Annotated in this window: 6 protein-coding genes; all 6 read right to left on the minus strand. The window is 38.7% G+C overall.

What is annotated here, in order from left to right:
* Positions 1 to 284: 284 nt before the first annotated feature.
* Positions 285 to 875, minus strand: coding sequence for a hypothetical protein (locus PHE88_12250; protein MDD5688590.1), 591 nt, complete (start codon positions 873 to 875; stop codon positions 285 to 287).
* Between the two features lie 128 nt (positions 876 to 1,003).
* Entirely contained in the window at positions 1,004 to 3,952 is a 2,949-nt protein-coding gene (locus tag PHE88_12255) for a fibronectin type III domain-containing protein (GenBank protein ID MDD5688591.1), read from the minus strand.
* A 91-nt stretch (positions 3,953 to 4,043) separates the two neighbouring features.
* Entirely contained in the window at positions 4,044 to 5,045 is a 1,002-nt protein-coding gene (locus PHE88_12260) for a PorV/PorQ family protein (protein ID MDD5688592.1), read from the minus strand.
* 596 nt (positions 5,046 to 5,641) lie between these two features.
* Positions 5,642 to 6,541, minus strand: coding sequence for an AraC family transcriptional regulator (locus PHE88_12265; GenBank protein ID MDD5688593.1), 900 nt, complete (start codon positions 6,539 to 6,541; stop codon positions 5,642 to 5,644).
* Positions 6,542 to 6,981: 440 nt separating this feature from the next.
* Positions 6,982 to 12,321 carry a glycosyl hydrolase gene (locus PHE88_12270; protein ID MDD5688594.1) on the minus strand — a complete coding sequence of 1,780 codons (5,340 nt, stop codon included), beginning with the start codon at positions 12,319 to 12,321 and terminating at the stop codon, positions 6,982 to 6,984.
* Between the two features lie 105 nt (positions 12,322 to 12,426).
* Positions 12,427 to 17,847: a fibronectin type III domain-containing protein gene (locus PHE88_12275; protein MDD5688595.1), complete on the minus strand. Its 5,421-nt coding sequence runs from the start codon at positions 17,845 to 17,847 to the stop codon at positions 12,427 to 12,429.
* Positions 17,848 to 18,301 lie beyond the last annotated feature (454 nt).

Here is an 18,301-nt window from a genome sequence, read left to right on the forward strand (position 1 = left end):
TTCAAGGTTAAAATCAGATTTTCAAAGACACAGAGGCTTATCTGAAAAACATAAAATTGCTTATTTGAAATGGTATATTTATTTAAAAAACCATTAAAAAAACAACATTTTAGTACTATTAAGCCCACAATGACATCGGACTTAGTGCCACTGATTATATTTCTCAATCTCAGTCTTAATTTTAATCTTTCTGACTTAGACTTATTATTTACTGTCTATAAACATACTCTTGTTGTTTTGTCAAGAGGTTTTTATGGTACAGTAAGCCATTGTTGTCATTACTATTATTCTACCTTTTTTATAACAATATAATCTAAATTCAGTATGGAAGAATATACTTGCTGCAATTTTAGAACGTGTTCTCCTGCTTTAATATTGAATTTTAAAGGAGTTTGTCCGTCGGGATTAAGGACAATCCACGGTTGCCATTCAGTTGCTTGTCCTCCCCAACCCCCGGTAGTTTTGAAAAAAATTCTTCTTAAATCTTCTGTCGGATACGCTCCATCAATCATTAGTGAGCGAACAGGTTCTTCCGCAGTGGCATATTGTAAGGTAATCGTATATAAACCATCTTTTGCTACAGTAAATTTCCATTCAACCCATTGCCCAGGTTTATTCCAATTCCCAATTGTTTTTTTGCTTGCTACTGACATATTTTCTTCTATTTTTATTTCCCCGCCTCCCTGCCCACTAAAATCTTCTGCTTCAATCTTTATTTCTGCCCCGGATACATTTTGCTTAGCGGCAGTTTCACTTTTCTTAGTAGTAGTAGCAGCAGCAGTTTTTTTACTGACGGGTCTTTTTTTTGCCTCAACTTGTCCTGTGTAAACTAAACACATACCAAACACTATCCCTAAAACTATCCAATTTCTCATCTTCGCTACCTCCTTTTGACATCAGACTTTAGACTAAGACGAAGGACTAATGACTACGGACGTCTTTCAATCTCAATCTTCTAATTCACTAATTCTCTAATCAACTAATTAACTGGCACCATAGTGTTCTATTTTTCTACCACAATTTTTACTTTCTTTACTCCCGTTGAGTTTTCTATAAATCCTATATATACACCACTCGCTATTCCCTTGCCACCATCATTCTTACCATCCCATACCACTTTACCACTATTACCACTCTCTATTAATTCCCGGACTAATACTCCGCCTACCGTGTATATCTTTACTACTGCTCCCGCTGTTAATCCTTCTATTGTTAATCCTTGAACATTTTTCACCGGATTAAACGGACTTGGATATACTTTCACAATACCACCATTTGTTGCAACCGACTCTAATAACGCAAACTTACTTAAATGGTTACTCTTACCGACTACCTTGTTATCATCAGGGTATATTGTTGTAGGTAACGCTACCCAACGCTGGTTATTCTCATCATACCAGCCTAATGTTAACTTACTCTCATCATAAGATACTACTGCTTCGTCATCATAATTTATCGTTATTGTTATTTCCTTTACAGGCTGGATGTTCTTGTCATTTACTATCTCCACTCCGTACCCCACTACCTTTACTGATGCCTTATCACTTTCGGGCACTTCTATTGATGTTAGCGTTAAATTTGCGGTCGTAGAAAACGCACCTTTGGGTACAAGGACACTTATCTCACTATCTACACTGCTATTATCACCTATTGGCGTTACTGCCATTCCGCTGCTTATCTGCACCTTAGAACTTACTGCCCTGGTCACACTAAACGGCTTGCCTACATAATTCTGACCTGCCATATCACTGCTTAAGCCGGTGTAGTCCATTCCACTGGGCCAGAACCGCCAATTACTACTCACTGGCTTTACACTATAATTACCACTCACTAAATCAACAAACTCGTAATAGCCATCTGCTCCGGTTGTATAACTGCTACTTGCTTTGCCACTTAAATTCAGCGTTACTCCGCTTATCCCACTACTGCTCTTGTATACTTGTAAATTACCTTTGATACTATATGTCACTATATATGCATTTACATCAGCAGGCGCATTTATTGTCGCTGTTGCCACTCCGACTGCCACGCCATCGTTTATATCTTGTGCTTCAAAATAATAGCTATAATCACTGCCTACGGCACTTAATGTTTTTGTCAAACTGTAATTCCTGCCAGTTACATATGAACTTGTATCTGTAGTACTCATTACAAATGGACTGCCTGTTATCTCACTCAATCCTTTCTTGATATGAACTCTTGGATACCCTGTCTTTGGGGCATCGCCATCAGCATCGGCATATTTCACTCTATACACAAAACCCGTATTGGTTGTGCCGGTCTCCGGATTTAAGCCATCACTAATATAATTAGGCTCGTTTGTCCAACTTAATGTCGGTGCTACATTCGGTGGCGGGGTATATGTTACTGTTATTGTTGCTACCTTAACATTATTACTTGTATCAGTCGCTTGGGCATAGATTGTGTTCAACCCGCTCATCAACGTTACGCTCGTACTCCATGGTGATAACCCGGTCGCTGTTGTGTATGTCCCTGATAAACCAACCTTTACATCTACCTGCTTTAATTCTATATTGTCCGAGGCTGTGCCGCTTATAGTTACCAATGCGGTCACTACTGTTGTGTTGGGTGATGTTATATTTATTGTCGGTGGTGTAGTGTCAGGTACAGTCGTTGCCTTGCTTACTACATTGGATAATCCTGACCAGTTAGCTGGGGTTGCGTCATCCTTTACTTTTATCGCAAAATAATAAATAGTACCTGCATTTAACCCTTGCACTTTATATGTTTCAGTTGTTCCTGATATTTGGGGTGATGGTTCATTACTGCATTGTGTCGCTGTTGCCCAATTACTTTCAGTTATATTCACATTTGCATAACGGATATCATATTCAGTCGCTTTACCAATATTTCCATCATCACCTACCGCTTTCCAATTCAACACTACACTGTTGCTGTTTGCCGTTCCGGTTGATAATGTGGTTATATCTGATGGTGAGCTTGTATCAACATTCCAGATTGAACTTATTTTATCACCTGCTGTTGCGCCTGGAAGAGTGTCGTTCGGCCACATTGAGGCGGGTGTTTTAAGCCAGCTAAGTACGAATATTTGTACAGAATGATTATTAGCCGCAGCCCATTTAATCTCGTCAAAAAATACCTGACTCCAACATGTAGGGTGGAGTTCCCAACCCGGGTCTGGATAACCACATTTACCAACAAGATACGAACTTGTCATAAATACGCACGAATACAGTTCAAGATTTGGAAACCTTGCCTTCCATATAGTAATATTATACAAAAAATCATCTAAAGATATTTCGCTGTTTTGAATGTGATACGCGTTGAATAATTTGTTTGCATTGATGTAGACAGTATCAATTCCGACCGCCCAAACACTGCCTGTAGAATTGGCGCCGCAATTGAATGCCCACATAAAGGTTCCGGGTTGGTCCGTAGGGTGGTATTTAGCGACTATAGCTTTACACTTCGTGAAAAAATCGTTACAGAACGCCCGCCATGAGGCACCACCGTCAGTATCTGCAGTATCGTGAGCGTGTGGCTCTTCCATTTCAAACCCATCAAGATTGGGATAAGTTTTTAATACCCACTCCAAGTCTGCAAGAAACGCATTTTGCATAGGAACACTGCTTTTAAAGGTATCCCAATTATCATTACAATATTTGGAAAAACCCATATAAAAATGAACTTTCATACCTTTTTGGTGCGCATAAGCGAGACCGGGAGTAAAATAATCTGTCCCACCATTTTTAATAGCGGCTATGTCCCACGGCCTGAATTCAGGAAATAAAAATGCATCTGCGCCACAGGATGCTGCATAATCAATGTCGGCTATATAATTAGCCGGGTCAGCCCAGTTGTTTACAACTCGTTTTTTGAAGTTTAGTGCCGCTGACAACATTTCTGCCGTTATCAAGCTTGTTATTGCCAACACTGCAACTACTAAAAAACACTTAACAAATCTGCTCATAAAAGTACCTCCTCGCACTATGTGTTATAGAGTTTTAGGGTTGTAGGGTTATAGGGTTTTAACTCTACAACTCTATAACTCTATAACCTTTTTAGAATTTTAAATTTAATGATATTCTGTGTGTATCGCCTAAATCGCCAAACGGGACAAAGGCATAATCTACTCCACAACTCTTAAGCTCTACTCCTGCTCCTAAGCTTAGTCCTTTTAAGCCGCCTATGTCTTTGGTCTCTGTATTATATCCTGCCCTGCCTATTAGTGTTGCTCCTTCACTTGCTGCATACTTGTACTCTGTCCCTGCGCCTATTCCCATTCCACTGTCATTTACTGCTGTCATTTCTAATCCGACTAACCATTCCGGTTGAATATTATATCCTCCGCCTACCCGTATCGTCATCGGCAGATTATCGCCGGATTCTATATATTTCATCTTACCACCTATATTCTGGAGCGATATTCCTAAGCTCGTTTTTCCTTCCGTTGGCTTGTATAACATTCCTACATCACCGGCTATCGCTACACCAGTTTTCGTTATCTTGCTGCTTATATACTTTATTCCGGCTCCTAATGATACTTCGTCGCTTACTTCGTTACCATATCCTATTGTTACTGACATATCGGATGGACTATAATTGCTGGTTAATAATCCCGCGGTATCATTGCCTTCTATAGAACCATAACTTAAATACTGGATTCCTATTCCTAATCCGCCTGTTTCTGTCGGCTGGCCATATCCTATCCAGGTATAGCCTATATCCTCAAACCATACCGCATGCATTACACTTATTGATGTTTGTTCCATTCCCGCTAAGCCGGCTGCATTCCAATATATATTACTTGCTCCTTCACTTACTCCTACTCCTATATCACCCATTCCGCTACTGCGTGCTCCGGCGCCCAGCTTTAAAAACTGTACTGCACTTGTGCCGGCATCACTCTTACTAAAGGCTGCGGACACATTACTAGAAAGTAGGAAGTAGAAAGTGGGAAGTAGGAAAAGATAAGAAATAAAATAACCGCTAATTCCTAACTTCTGACACCTGACTTCCATCTTTGGACTTTGGACTTCGGACTGCTTCTTTACGCTTTTCATAAATACCCCCTTTAAAATAAATTGTGTTATCTTTAATGTGAAATGTGTTATGAAAGACCTTAAATAAAAAAGAAGCTTAATAGAAATCAGTGGATTAGTTAATTGGTTAATTAGTTAATTAAGTATAAACCTAATCTTCTAATTTGCTAATTCTCTAATCAACTACTTTCTAATCAACTTCTTTAGTTTTCGGTAACCTTGTTGGCTTGATAGTCTTTATCTTGCCACAAGCGGTTTACACGCTTGTGGTTTGTCGTTTGTCGGCAACCTGTTGGCTTTCACTATCTTAGCCCTTGGTTTTGCGAACACATCCCGCTTTCGCGGGAGCAGCCTTTTCGGGTTCTATGCGCGGAAGTCGGACCTACCGGACCGACTGAGCACATGACCCCGCAGTTAGCGGGGTAAACAACATGGAATACTTTATTTCCTCCTTGTATTTACTGTGTAATGTCTCGATAGAACTGGGATAAATTCCAAGTGTTATGTGTAACTAGAACTAAGATGCAAGAAGTAAGAATCAAGATGACATCGGACCTTGGACTTCGGACTGCTTCTTTACTATACTTATAACACAAAACTTGAATTCTGTCTATTGATTAGTTGTTGTTTGATGTGAAAAACTTGCGGTATTGAGAGGGATTTGTGCCGGTAAAACGCTTGAAATTCAGGTTGAAAGTACTCAGATTTGAAAAACCTACCTCATATGCAATTGAAATTACCTTTTTGTTATTGTCTGTCTCCAAAATACGCTTTGCTTCTATTATTCTTTTATTGTCTATGAATTCCATAAAATTTAACCCGGTGAATTTTTTAAACAAATGACTTATGTGATAAGGAGAATATCCCGCATGCTTTGATAATCCGGCAAGAGTTATGCGTTCTTTAAAGTGTTTGTTTATATAATCTAATACTTCGTCAATTACAGGATTATGCTCTTCATTAGAACTAATATTCTTTTTATTATTAGACATACTTCTTTCTATTAGTACAAAAAATGTTATAAGTAAAGATTTTATGGCCTCACGAAAATTCTTTTCCTTTCTTTTCCACTCCTCTTCAATCATATGTAAAATTAGTTCCATATTATTTGCTTCTTTTTCACTAAAACATATATGATGCGGAAAGTTTTCATTACAACTAAGAATACTTTTTATAAAAGGTTGAAGTGAAAGAGAATCCTTAAATAAGGATTTAACAAAATATAAAGTGGTTTTAGTTATCCGAGATGGATTTTCTCCTTTTATATAGGTATGGATATCCCGTCCGTGAATAATAACCAGTGATTTTTTTTTAAAAATATATGATTTGTCTTTAATAAAATAGTAACCATTACCGGAATGAATATAATGGAACTCCGTAGCAAAGGGGTGAAAATGATAATCCTTACTCGGCACATTAAGATCAATTGTAGTAACTATAGAGAAAGGAAAATCTTTTACTGAAAACAGTAAAGGAAAAAGAGTCAGATCTTCTTTTATAACTGAATGTTTACTCATATAAATATTTTTTAAATTTCATTGTTTGCTATTCTTATCCGCCTATGAAGAATGCAAGAATGGTAATTCGTCCCGCTACTGAAACGATAGCGGGCACATCGCAGCGGGCGACAGATTTTTCCACCATTTGTAATTTTATAACATACTTTTGCTATTTTGTCAAGGTATTTTTGTGAAGATTTTTTTGGTAAGTCCTACTTATGTAAAATATTTTAACACACCGACTGGTTAGTTCTGCAAAACACTATCCAACAGCAAGCGATTACAACATCGGACATCGAACGTATTTATCTTATTTCTCAATCTCATTCTTCTGATTAACTGGCACCATAAGATGGTGCCTCTACATTGGACTAAGGACAGGTAAAGAGGTGAAACAGATAAAGAAAACTATTGATTTTCGCTTTACCTCTACCTGTTTTTCCTCTTTATCTTTATCTTTACTTTACTAATCCTATTTTACCGGTCTTCTTGCCACCCGAAGTATCTTCTATCTGGTAAATATATACTGCTCTGGCTACTTTGTCACCATCGGCATTCTTGCCATCCCACTCGAGCCAGCCAAGATTACCAAAGTCTCTCTCTTTGAGTTCCCTGATTAATTCACCATCCACACTATATAATTTCATAACGCTATTCGTTGGCAGGTTTATTACTTTTAACTTACCTTGCGCTGCTGTATCAGGATTATATGGGTTAGGATAGATTTTAATATCGCTTAAATCAGTAGATACATAACTACCCAATATGCGATATGTTGAAAAATGTTTAACTGTTGCGGTCACAGTGTTGTTTATTTTGTCTACTGTCTGGACTCCTGTTACCAAATCCCAATCTGTTCCAGTCCAATAATAAATCCTAAGACCATCCTCGTTTAATGTCCCTATATCCGCTGCTGTATATGGTATTGTTATGTTTACTGAGCGTGCAAATACTTGGTTTTGCAATGTCGGCGCACTTTCTGCACCTCCACCAAATGATAACTCGCCAAAATCATAACATATAGGATTCTTGGTATTAACATATTTTGTTGTGTTACTTACTGTTGGCGGTACTCTTGTCGGTATTGCTGCAAGATACTTATTTGTGGATAGAACGCCTGTAGGTATTAGTATTTTTAGTCCGTTAGCACCTCGTATTGAACCGCCTTGGTATCCTACTAATTTTGATATATACATATCACTGAAATTTATCACTACCGGCGCTGTTACGTCACCTGTTAGCTCTACTGTATTTATGTTACTACGGAACGGAATCGAAACCTCTTTCTCGCCTGCATCTGACACAGTTAGTGTTGAATCTGTTGTATCCAGAATACTATTATTATTGTTCTTAGTTGTAAGTGTTAGTATCCCGGTGTAATCTGTCGCTAAACTGTTCTCATCTACATTATATACTTGCACCAAGAATTTCAAACTCGCAGATGCTGATGCTCCTATCTTGGTTGTGGTTGTTCCATCATCGTAGTAATAGGTATATATTCTGTGTTTTATGTTGTTGTTATATGTCTTAAAACTATATTGCAATGATGTTGCAAGATTGCCGGATGAGTCATGACTATAAACCATGTAATAATAAGTATTTCCTTTCAGTAACCCGCTAAGCGGGACACTGTGTAGTCTATTCATGCCGGAATCTAATGCGGTTGTTGCGCCCATTGCTGTTGTTGTTCCATATGTTACCTGCGAGTCTGAGTTCTCATCGGTATTCCATGTTATTATAGCACTGGTCTGTGTTACACTGACAGTTATATTACTTATTACAGGCGGATTGGGATCATTAAGAATTGTTGTAAAACTATAATCGCCACTTATTGTTGTATTAGCACTCATATCTACGGACACTATCCTGTAATGATATGTTGTGTTTTCAGTAAGACCACTTAGTGTAACACTGTGGTTGTATATGCCACCGGTATCTGTTACCGGTGTCACACTACCATAACTTGTAGTTAAGCCATACTCTACCTTACTATTAGATAACTCATTTGTTGTCCATGTTAGTGTTACTGAATTACCGGTTAGTGTTCCGGTAGGCACTGTTATATTACTTATTATTGGCGGAGTTGTGTCAGCACTTAGTCTTATTATCTTAATGTAATTGAAATTACCGTTATTACTTCCTGCCCCTGTATCCATTACTAATTTCATTATCTGGTTGCCTGCAGTAAGTGTAGTATTGGATGAGATTTCTACATCTTGCCATATCTGCCAACCGCCGGTATTAGGTATAGTCACTGATGGCGTTATTCGATATGCTGTTCCATTGTGCGGACCAAATTCAAGGTGGAACGGACTCGCTGTGCCTTGCATGGCTCCTCTCAGTATTAATTTGTATTCAGCGGTCTCGTTCACATCTATACTGTATTCCAGCCATTCGCTGGGCATTACATTCCCAATATCGTAGCCACCACCGGTATCAGTACAACCTTCCACATCTACATCCTCATTTGTCCTGTATGCTCCTCCACTGTTGCCTGGTGTTGTATCATGGTATGCGACATCCTCTCCTCCTGTATCATAATTCTCTGCCTCTATTGTTGATATTGCTACTCCTATCTGCCATGGGTTACCATTGTTTCCAAATGACATCTGACCTGTTACTGTTATTGCAAAATTAGCATTTGAAGTATCAGTAGTTCCACCGCTTATTGCTACCAACCTTATTAAACAATTACTACTTGCACTGTTTGGCAGGGTTATTATTTCACTACCATCATTTGCTGTGTTAGGGATTAGCGTACTCCAATTCGTCCCACCATCTTCTGATATCTGTATCATTACATTTCCTACTCCGCCTGCACTTGTCCAGGTTACTGTTTGCTGACTGCCGGCTATTAAATTCTCTCCGCCATTCGGGTAGGTTATTGTTATGCTCTTTGTAGGTGTTGTTCCACTTGTCCCGTATACTTCAAACTCCCATAACGAATATCCCCAAACTGATCCTCGCGCTGTTCCATACATACGGATATATCTACCGCTACCGCTAAGACCACTGAGTGTGTCTACTCCACCGGTCCCATTTGTCTTTGTATATATCTGTGTCCAATTTATATCATTACTTGATACTTGGAGCTGGTAATCCTTTCCATATGCAGGATCCCATCTTAACACAACTTGATTTATATTATATGTATCTACTAAATCTATTTTTATCCATTGCAGGTCACTATACTCTGATGACCAACGAGTTCCCATTTTACCATCTGTTACATAATTAGGATTATCATTTCCCAATCCTGCTTCTTCAGAAGATGCTGTCGCTTGTTTCCCTATTGCAATATTACCCTGACTATTCACCTGACCGCTTACTAAATTGGATACTCCTGACCAGTTGGGCACTTCATCGCCCACCTTCATTGCAAAAAAATAGGTTATTCCTGCACTTAAACCCTGGACGATATAACTCTGAAGTGTTCCAGATATCTGTGGGGTTGGCACGCCACTGCATTGCGTTACTCCTGCACTATCCCAATTGCTACTGCTTATACTATATGTTGCATATCGGATATCATATACACTTGCTGTGCCTATATTGCCATCATCGCCTACTGAAGTCCAACTTAACGCTATACTGTTACTGGTTGCACTACCTGTCGCTAATGTCTTTATATCTGCGGGTGGGTTCGTGTCTAGTTCATTTGTTGCTCTGCTTGCTATATTGGATAGTCCGGACCAGTTATTTGATTCATCTCTTACTTTCATTCCAAAATAATAAGTTATTCCTGCACTTAAACCCTGGACGGTATAACTCTGATTATTACCTGCTACTAATGGAGCAGGTTTGCCACTGCATTGTGTAGCTGTCGCCCAATTACTATCTGTTATATTTACATTTGCATAACGAATATCATATACACTTGCTGTGCCTACTTTTCCATCATCGCCGACTGTTGTCCAACTCAATACTACACTGTTACTGGTTGAAACACCACTCGCTAATGTGGTTATATCTGAGGGTGGTGTCGTGTCGGGAACTGGTGTTCCCCCATATACTTCAAACTCAGGTAACCCAAGCCTATAACTACCCGATCTTGTTATCTCATACATCCGAACAAATCTTCCACTGCCATTTAACTGAATATCTTCTGTTCCACCTGTTCCTCCTGTCTTTGGATATATTGTTGTCCAGTCTGTACCATTAGCTGATATTTGTATCTCATAAGATGTTGCATAAGTAATGTATGGGTCAAGTTCATACCATCTTAATACAACTTCTGTTATGCCATATGTTGCACCTAAATCTATATTTATCCATTGTGAATCATTCCAGTTCCCTGCCAACCAGTAAGTTTTTGCATCACCATCTACTGCTTGACTAGTTGGAAATGATGCATCCACAGAAGAAGATGTTGCCGTTTTATTTAATGCTAAATTTGTTGGAGTAGGGTTAGTTTTGCAACTTGTATTGGATATGTCTGACCAGTTGGGTACTTCATCGCCTACTTTCATCGCAAAATAATAGACTGTATCTCCACTTAAACCATTTACTGTATAACTTTGGTTACTTCCGGCTACTAATGGAAGAGGTTCTAAACCGCATTTAGTTACACTTATATCATCCCAGTTGTTGCTTGTTATGCTAAATGTCGCATACCGGATATCATACCCACTTGCTGTTCCTGTATTACCATCATCACCTACTGTTGTCCAATTTAACGCTACACTGCACGACAACAACCTGTTACTGGTTGCAACACTACTCGTTAATGTGTTTATTTTTGCGGGTGGTGTTGTATCTGTGCTAACACTCTTTAGAATTGCAAGGGCATTACCAGCCGTTATAACATAAGGATGATTATAAACATAATTCAACCGGGCATTAGAATTTGTACTAAGGAATGTACCTTGCCAAGTGAGGAACCACACAAAATTTATGTTTCTTTGGTCAAGTTGAGCGGGGTCTGGAATTACGTCATTTTCACTCAACGTAGAAGGTTTGGAAGTTATACTCTTAAGAGTATTATATTTACCAAGAAGATAATCATACATACTTGGAGGATCATTAGCATCTAGACCGTAGAGATCATAACCCGCTATATCTACGTACTGATCTCCAGGGTAAAAATCGCCGGCGTTGTAAGAACTATTTGGGATTGCTGCCCATATCCATATAAGATTATTCAGCCCTTTTACGTTAGTATAATAATTGTACATATATTTCCAGAGATTTTTATATTTTATAGGATCACCACCAAAACTCCACCAGAACCCAGTTCCTTGCATCTCGTGAAAGGGACGCCACAAAACGGGTATGCCTAAATCTTGCAATTGTTTTAATCTGACTGCCATAAAATCCAGTTTACTAATGAAACTGGTATTCTCAGTTGTTCCCGGTGTAACCAATTTGTAATAGTCAGCATTGTTTCCCAATTGCGAAGTGTCCATAGTCTCCACTAATGGCGGTAAGCTCATATGCCAACTAAATTCGGGAATTCTATTGTAGCTGTTCCAATCTGCTTTAATTTTCACAACTGTGTTATCGACAGAATCAAATGAAACATTACTACCATTATCACCATGAGCACCATATTCACGTATGGCAGACATTTTACCACCAGTAACACTTGCGATTTTATCATCTATAAGCATTCCGTCTACAGTTGATTTTAAATAACCGAACTGTCCGGATAATATATGATTTCCTTCTATAGAGTAAATATAATTGAGAAGATTCCGTGCGTTGTGTATCATATTAGGATTTAAAGGGGTTGCTGCGTTCATCACACCTATTACAGTGAAAAACATTGCCAAAAATATTATAAAATATTTTTTTTTCATATTATTACTTTTTAATTTAGTAAAGTGTAAAGATATAGAAATTTACTTCGTGAAATTTATCGTAATTTATGGAAATTTGTTGTATCTTAATTTCTATTTTCTGGTTTATTTTACTAATCCTATCTTTCCTGTCTTCTTGCTACCGGCGGTGTCTTCTATCTGGTATATATATACTGCTCTGGCTACTTTGTCACCATTGGCGTTCTTGCCATCCCATTCGAGCCAGCCAAGATTACCAAAGTCGAGCTCTTTGAGTTCTCGGACTAATTCACCGTCTACACTATACAATTTCATTACACTGTTAGTCGGCAGGTTTATTACTTTTAATTTACCTTGTGCTGCTGTATCAGGATTATACGGGTTAGGATAGATTTTAATGTCGCTTAAATCAGCAGATACATAACTGCCCAATATGCGATATGTTGAAAAATGTTTAACTGTTGCGGTCACAGTGTTGTTTACTTTGTCTACTGTCTGGACTCCTGTCACCAAAGTCCAATCTGTACCGGTCCAGTAGTAGATTCTAAGTCCATCTTCGTTTAATGTCCCTATATCCGATGCTGTATACGGTATTGTTATGTTTACTGACCGTGCAAATACCTGGTTTTGTAGTGTTGGTGCACTTTCCGCACTTCCACTAAATGATAACTCGCCAAAATCATAACATACCGGGTTCCTGGTATTAACATATTGCGTTGTGTTACCTACGGACGGCGGTACTCTTGTCGGTATAGCTGCAAGATACTTGTTTGTGGATAGAACGCCTGTAGGTATTAATATCTTTAGTCCGTTGGCACCTCGTATTGAACCACCCTGATAACCTACTAACTTTGATATATACATATCACTGAAATTTATCACTACCGGTGCGGTTACATCACCTGTTAACTCTACCGTATTTATGTTACTGCGGAATGGTACTGTGACCTCCTTCTCGCCTGCATCTGCAGCTGTTAACGTTTCATCAACTGTATCCAATGAATCACCATTGGTTTTCTTTGTCGTAAGTGTTAGTGTTCCCGTATAATCCGTAGCTAAACTGTTTGCATCTACATTATATACCTGTACCAAGAATTTTAAACTCGTTGATGCTGATGCTCCTATCTTCGTAGTGGTTGTTCCATCATCGTAGTAATAGGTATATATCCTGTGCTTTATGTTGTTGTTATATGTCTTAAAATTATATTGCAATGATGTTGCTAGATTGCCGGATGAGTCACGACTACAAACAATATAATAATAAGTATTTCCTTTCTGTAACCCGCTAAGCGGGACACTGTGCAGCCTAGTCATACCGGGATCTAATGTGGTTGTTGCGCCCATTGCCGTTGTAGTTCCATATGCTACTTGTGAGTCTGAGTTCTCATCGGTATTCCATGTTATTATAGCACTGTTCTGTGTTACACTGGCAGTTATATTTCTTATTAGAGGTGGATTAGAATCATTGAGAATAGTTGTAAAACTATAATCGCCACTTATTGTTGTATTAGCACTCATATCTACGGACACTATCCTGTAATGATATGTTGTGTTTTCAGTAAGACCACTTAGTGTAACACTGTGTGAGTATACTCCACCGGTATCTGTCACCGACGTTGCACTGCCATAACTTGTAGTTAAGCCATACTCTACTTTACTATTAGATAACTCATTTGTTGTCCATGTTAGTGTTACTGAATTACCGGTTAGTGTTCCGGTAGGCACTGTTATATTACTTATTATTGGCGGAGTTGTGTCAGCACTTAGTCTTATTATCTTAATGTAATCAAAATTACCGTTATTAGCGCCTGCTCCTGTGTCCATTACTAATTTCATTATTTGGTTGCCTTGAGTAAGCGTTACTGAGTCTGCAACTGTTACATCTGTAAAGTTCCACCATCCACCTGTATTAGGTACGCTTACTGATGGTGTTATAATGTTTGTTGCACCATGCGGACCGAATTCAATGTGGAACGGACTTGCAGTTGACACATCACCATAACTTGCGCCTACTATTATTTTGTAGTCGCCAGCTTGATTTACGTTTACACTGTATTCTAACCACTCGCCAGGTACTACATACCCTATATCGTAGCCATTACTGGCACCAGGGACTGCCTCTACATCTACATCCTCATTTGTCCTGTATGCTCCACCTTGATTACCTGGTGTTGTATCATAATATGCTTCGTTTTGACCACCTGCATCATAGTTCTCTGCTTCTATTGTTGATATTGCTACCCCTATTTGCCATGGGTTACCATTGTTCCCAAATGACATCTGACCTGTTACTGTTATTGCAAAATTAGAATTTGAAGTATCAGTAGTTCCACCACTTATCTCTACCAACCTTATTAAACAACTACTACTCGCACTGTTGGGTAGGGTTACTACTTCACTACCATCATTTGGTGTATTGGGGACAAGAGTACTCCATGTTGTTCCACCATCTTCTGATATCTGGAGCATTACATTTCCTACTCCGCCTGCACTTGTCCATGTTACTGTTTGCTGGCTGCCGGCTATTAAATTCTCTCCGCCATTCGGGTAGGTTATTGTTATACTCTTTGTAGGTGTAGTTCCACTTGTCCCGTATACTTCAAACTCATATAACGAATATCCGTAAAGTGTTGTTCCTATTGAAACCCCTCGAGTTGTTCCATACATCCTTATATACCTGCCGCTACCGGTAAGACCGCTGAGTGTCTCTACTCCACCTATCCCAGCTGTCTTTGTATATATTGTTGTCCAATTTATATCATTACTTGATACTTGGAGCTGGTAATTCTTTCCATATGCAGTATCCCAGCTTAACACAACTTGGTTTATATTATATGTTCCGCCTAAATCTATTCGTATCCATTGCGGGTCACTATACTCTGATGACCATCGCGTTGCTGCATTTCCATCTACCGCTTTACTCGCCACATTGCCATATCCTGATTCTGTTGATGATACTGTAACTGATTTTCCTATTGATATATTACCCTGACTATTCACCTGACCGCTTACTACATTAGATATTCCTGACCAGTTAGGCACTTCATCTGCTACCTTCATTACAAAAAAATAGGTTATTCCTGCACTTAAACCCTGGACGGTATAACTCTGAAGTGTTCCAGATATCTGTGGGGTTGGCACGCCACTGCATTGCGTTACTCCTGCACTATCCCAGTTGCTACTGCTTATACTATATGTTGCATATCGGATATCATATACACTTGCTGTGCCTATATTATTATCATCACCTACTGACGTCCAACTTAACGCTATACTGTTACTGGTTGCACTACCTGTCGCTAATGTCTTTATATCTGCGGGTACTATGGTGTCGGGTAACATTGTTGCTCTGCTTGCTATATTGGATATTCCTGACCAGTTGGTGGGCACTTCATCTCGGACTTTCATCGCAAAATAATATGTTATTCCTGCACTTAAGCCCTGGACGGTATAACTCTGATTATTACCGGCTACTAATGGAGTAGGTTCTCCACTGCATTGTGTCGCTGTCGCCCAATTACTATCATTTATACTTACATTTGCATAACGGATATCATACTCAGTCGCTGTGCCTATGTTACCATCATCACCTACTGATGTCCAACTCAATACTACACTGTTACTGGTTGCAACACCGCTCACTAAGGTGGTTATATTTGAGGGTGGTGTCGTGTCGGGTGGCGGAGTATATGTTACCGCTATTGTTGTCCCTTTCTGATTACCAGATGTGTCTGTCGCACTGGCATATATCACATTGTAACCACTTGCTAAGGTTACGCTCTTACTCCATGTTGTTGACCCATTAACTGTGGTGTATGTTCCTCCCGCACCCACCTTCAATTCTACATCACTCAAACCTACATTATCTGATGCTGTGCCGCTTACCGTTAATAGCGAGGTCGGTACTGTTGAATTATTTATAGGCGAGGTTATTGTTATTGTAGGCGGTGTTGTGTCGGGTGTTGTCACTGAAGGTGTCATTACTATAAGTGAAACATCATTTTTCATCCAACCGGCACTAGTAGATAAAGTAAATTGCTTAGTGCCAGGTGCAAGATATATGTTATCTACCTTTTCGAGATTCTGATTACTTAGTCTATAGAGAAAATTGCTATGCATTTCGTCAATCAGGTACCGCTCGAAATGAATATTTCCAGACTGAAATGAAGCAGGAAGATTGTTAAGATTGATGATTATATTTTCATTTGTGTTACAGCGAGCTATCATTAAAACAACTGCTCCGCTGTCGGCACTTGCTAACGGAAATACACCACTGCTTACAAAAACACTTGTGCATTCAGCCTTGTATCGTGTTGCTTTTTGCATTGTCATCATTTTGAAAACATTATACATAGGAGCTACTGTGCCATCAGGCATCTCTACATTTGTGCCATTAGCCATTGGGCATGGATTAGGAGGAAATAGAGAAGAATTCAAAGCCCAAAAAAATGGATAAATTTCCAAACCGGCATCCATAATTTTTTTCCATGATGCTACATTATAAGAGGCATTTTCGATAAGGGTAGCGCCATTGGTTGGATACTTAAGATATCTACCCACGTCATTAGCCCATTCCTTGATATGTAATGGCATATTAGCAAATCCACTGCTTACTATTTCTGCATTAACTGCTTTCGCAAAACCTGCAATTGAATATATACTGTCATCAAGGGCATCACTATATTGATCCCACGAAATAGCATCAACCTTGAGAGGTATAGGTGGATTATGGTCACGCATCTCTTTCATAAAGTAGAGAAACTGTTTAATATGCGCTAACATTGTTGGCGGGCTTGCACTTGGAGTAGGACCAATTAGCTTAAAATTATAGTTATTATCATTGTTAAATTTTATTACGGCACTTGAGGTATGCAGGTAAAATCTTTTATACATCTCGCCACCAGTCAAATCAACGGGAGTTCCATCATCATATACGCTCCAACCAGCACCTCTACCCCAGACTCTCGGGTAAAAAACAGGGCTAGGTACGCCGTTCGAAATTAAACATAAAGTATCTGCTTCTTCAAAAAGACTAATATATTTAATTTGGGGAAATTTAGTTTTAAAATGACTAAGCACATCATAGATTAGGTTCTCGTAGTTAGGCCACTTTGCGTAGTTCTCAGGTACAACATATTCAGCATTAGTTGTTAAAGGATTCGCTATATAAAAACCAAGCCAGTCAGGCATTGCAGGTGCAATCATAATCGAGGGTTCTCCGCCATTATTGATTACATCCTGAACAATTGAATCATTTCCATAAGGCGTATTTGGTACCAATGTTCCCCATGTATAAACATGTTCACTAGGACACACAGCTTTTAATGAATAAAACACATGCGTAAGAGTGATTCCTGCTTTTCCGACATTAACACTATCAGTAGATCCTTTAACACTCATAGTTTGGTTTATATATTGGTTGTATGTTTTGAATGGACCCAAAGATTGAGAATAATCTACACTAACTGTGGCACCGTGTGCAAACGCCACCATTAGTGTCAACACTAAACTCATTACAAATTTAATTACTTTCTTATTGTTTCTCATAATCTATCCACTCTCTCAATTTGTGTTATGTATAATGAAAAATTGTTTCATTCCTCGCCTTTGTCTCGGGATTATTTATTATTATTTTGGGTTTCCAGTAGGGAACTCCAAAATAATTAACTCGGTGCAGTAGCTCCGAGTTCCGTGAATAAAAAAAGAAGTACCATAGATAATTAGTTTACCAGTTAATTAAGTTTATTTCAACTTAATTCGCTAATCTACTAATTTACTAATCCACTTCTTTTGTTTTCGGTAACCTTGTTGGCTTGATAGTAATTCTTTGTATATTATGAGATTGCTTTGCTTACACCTGCCTACCGGCAGGCAGGCTCGCAATGGGCTTAATAGTATTTTTGTGTTGTTTTTTTAACCCTTAAAATATTGTATAATCGTCTGAAAAAGTAAAAAATAGACTTTACAATATCAAAGGGGTTTAATAATGAACAAAAAAACA

Source organism: Elusimicrobiota bacterium (assembly GCA_028718185.1).
In the GTDB taxonomy this organism is placed as follows: Bacteria; Elusimicrobiota; UBA8919; order UBA8919; family UBA8919; genus JAQUMH01.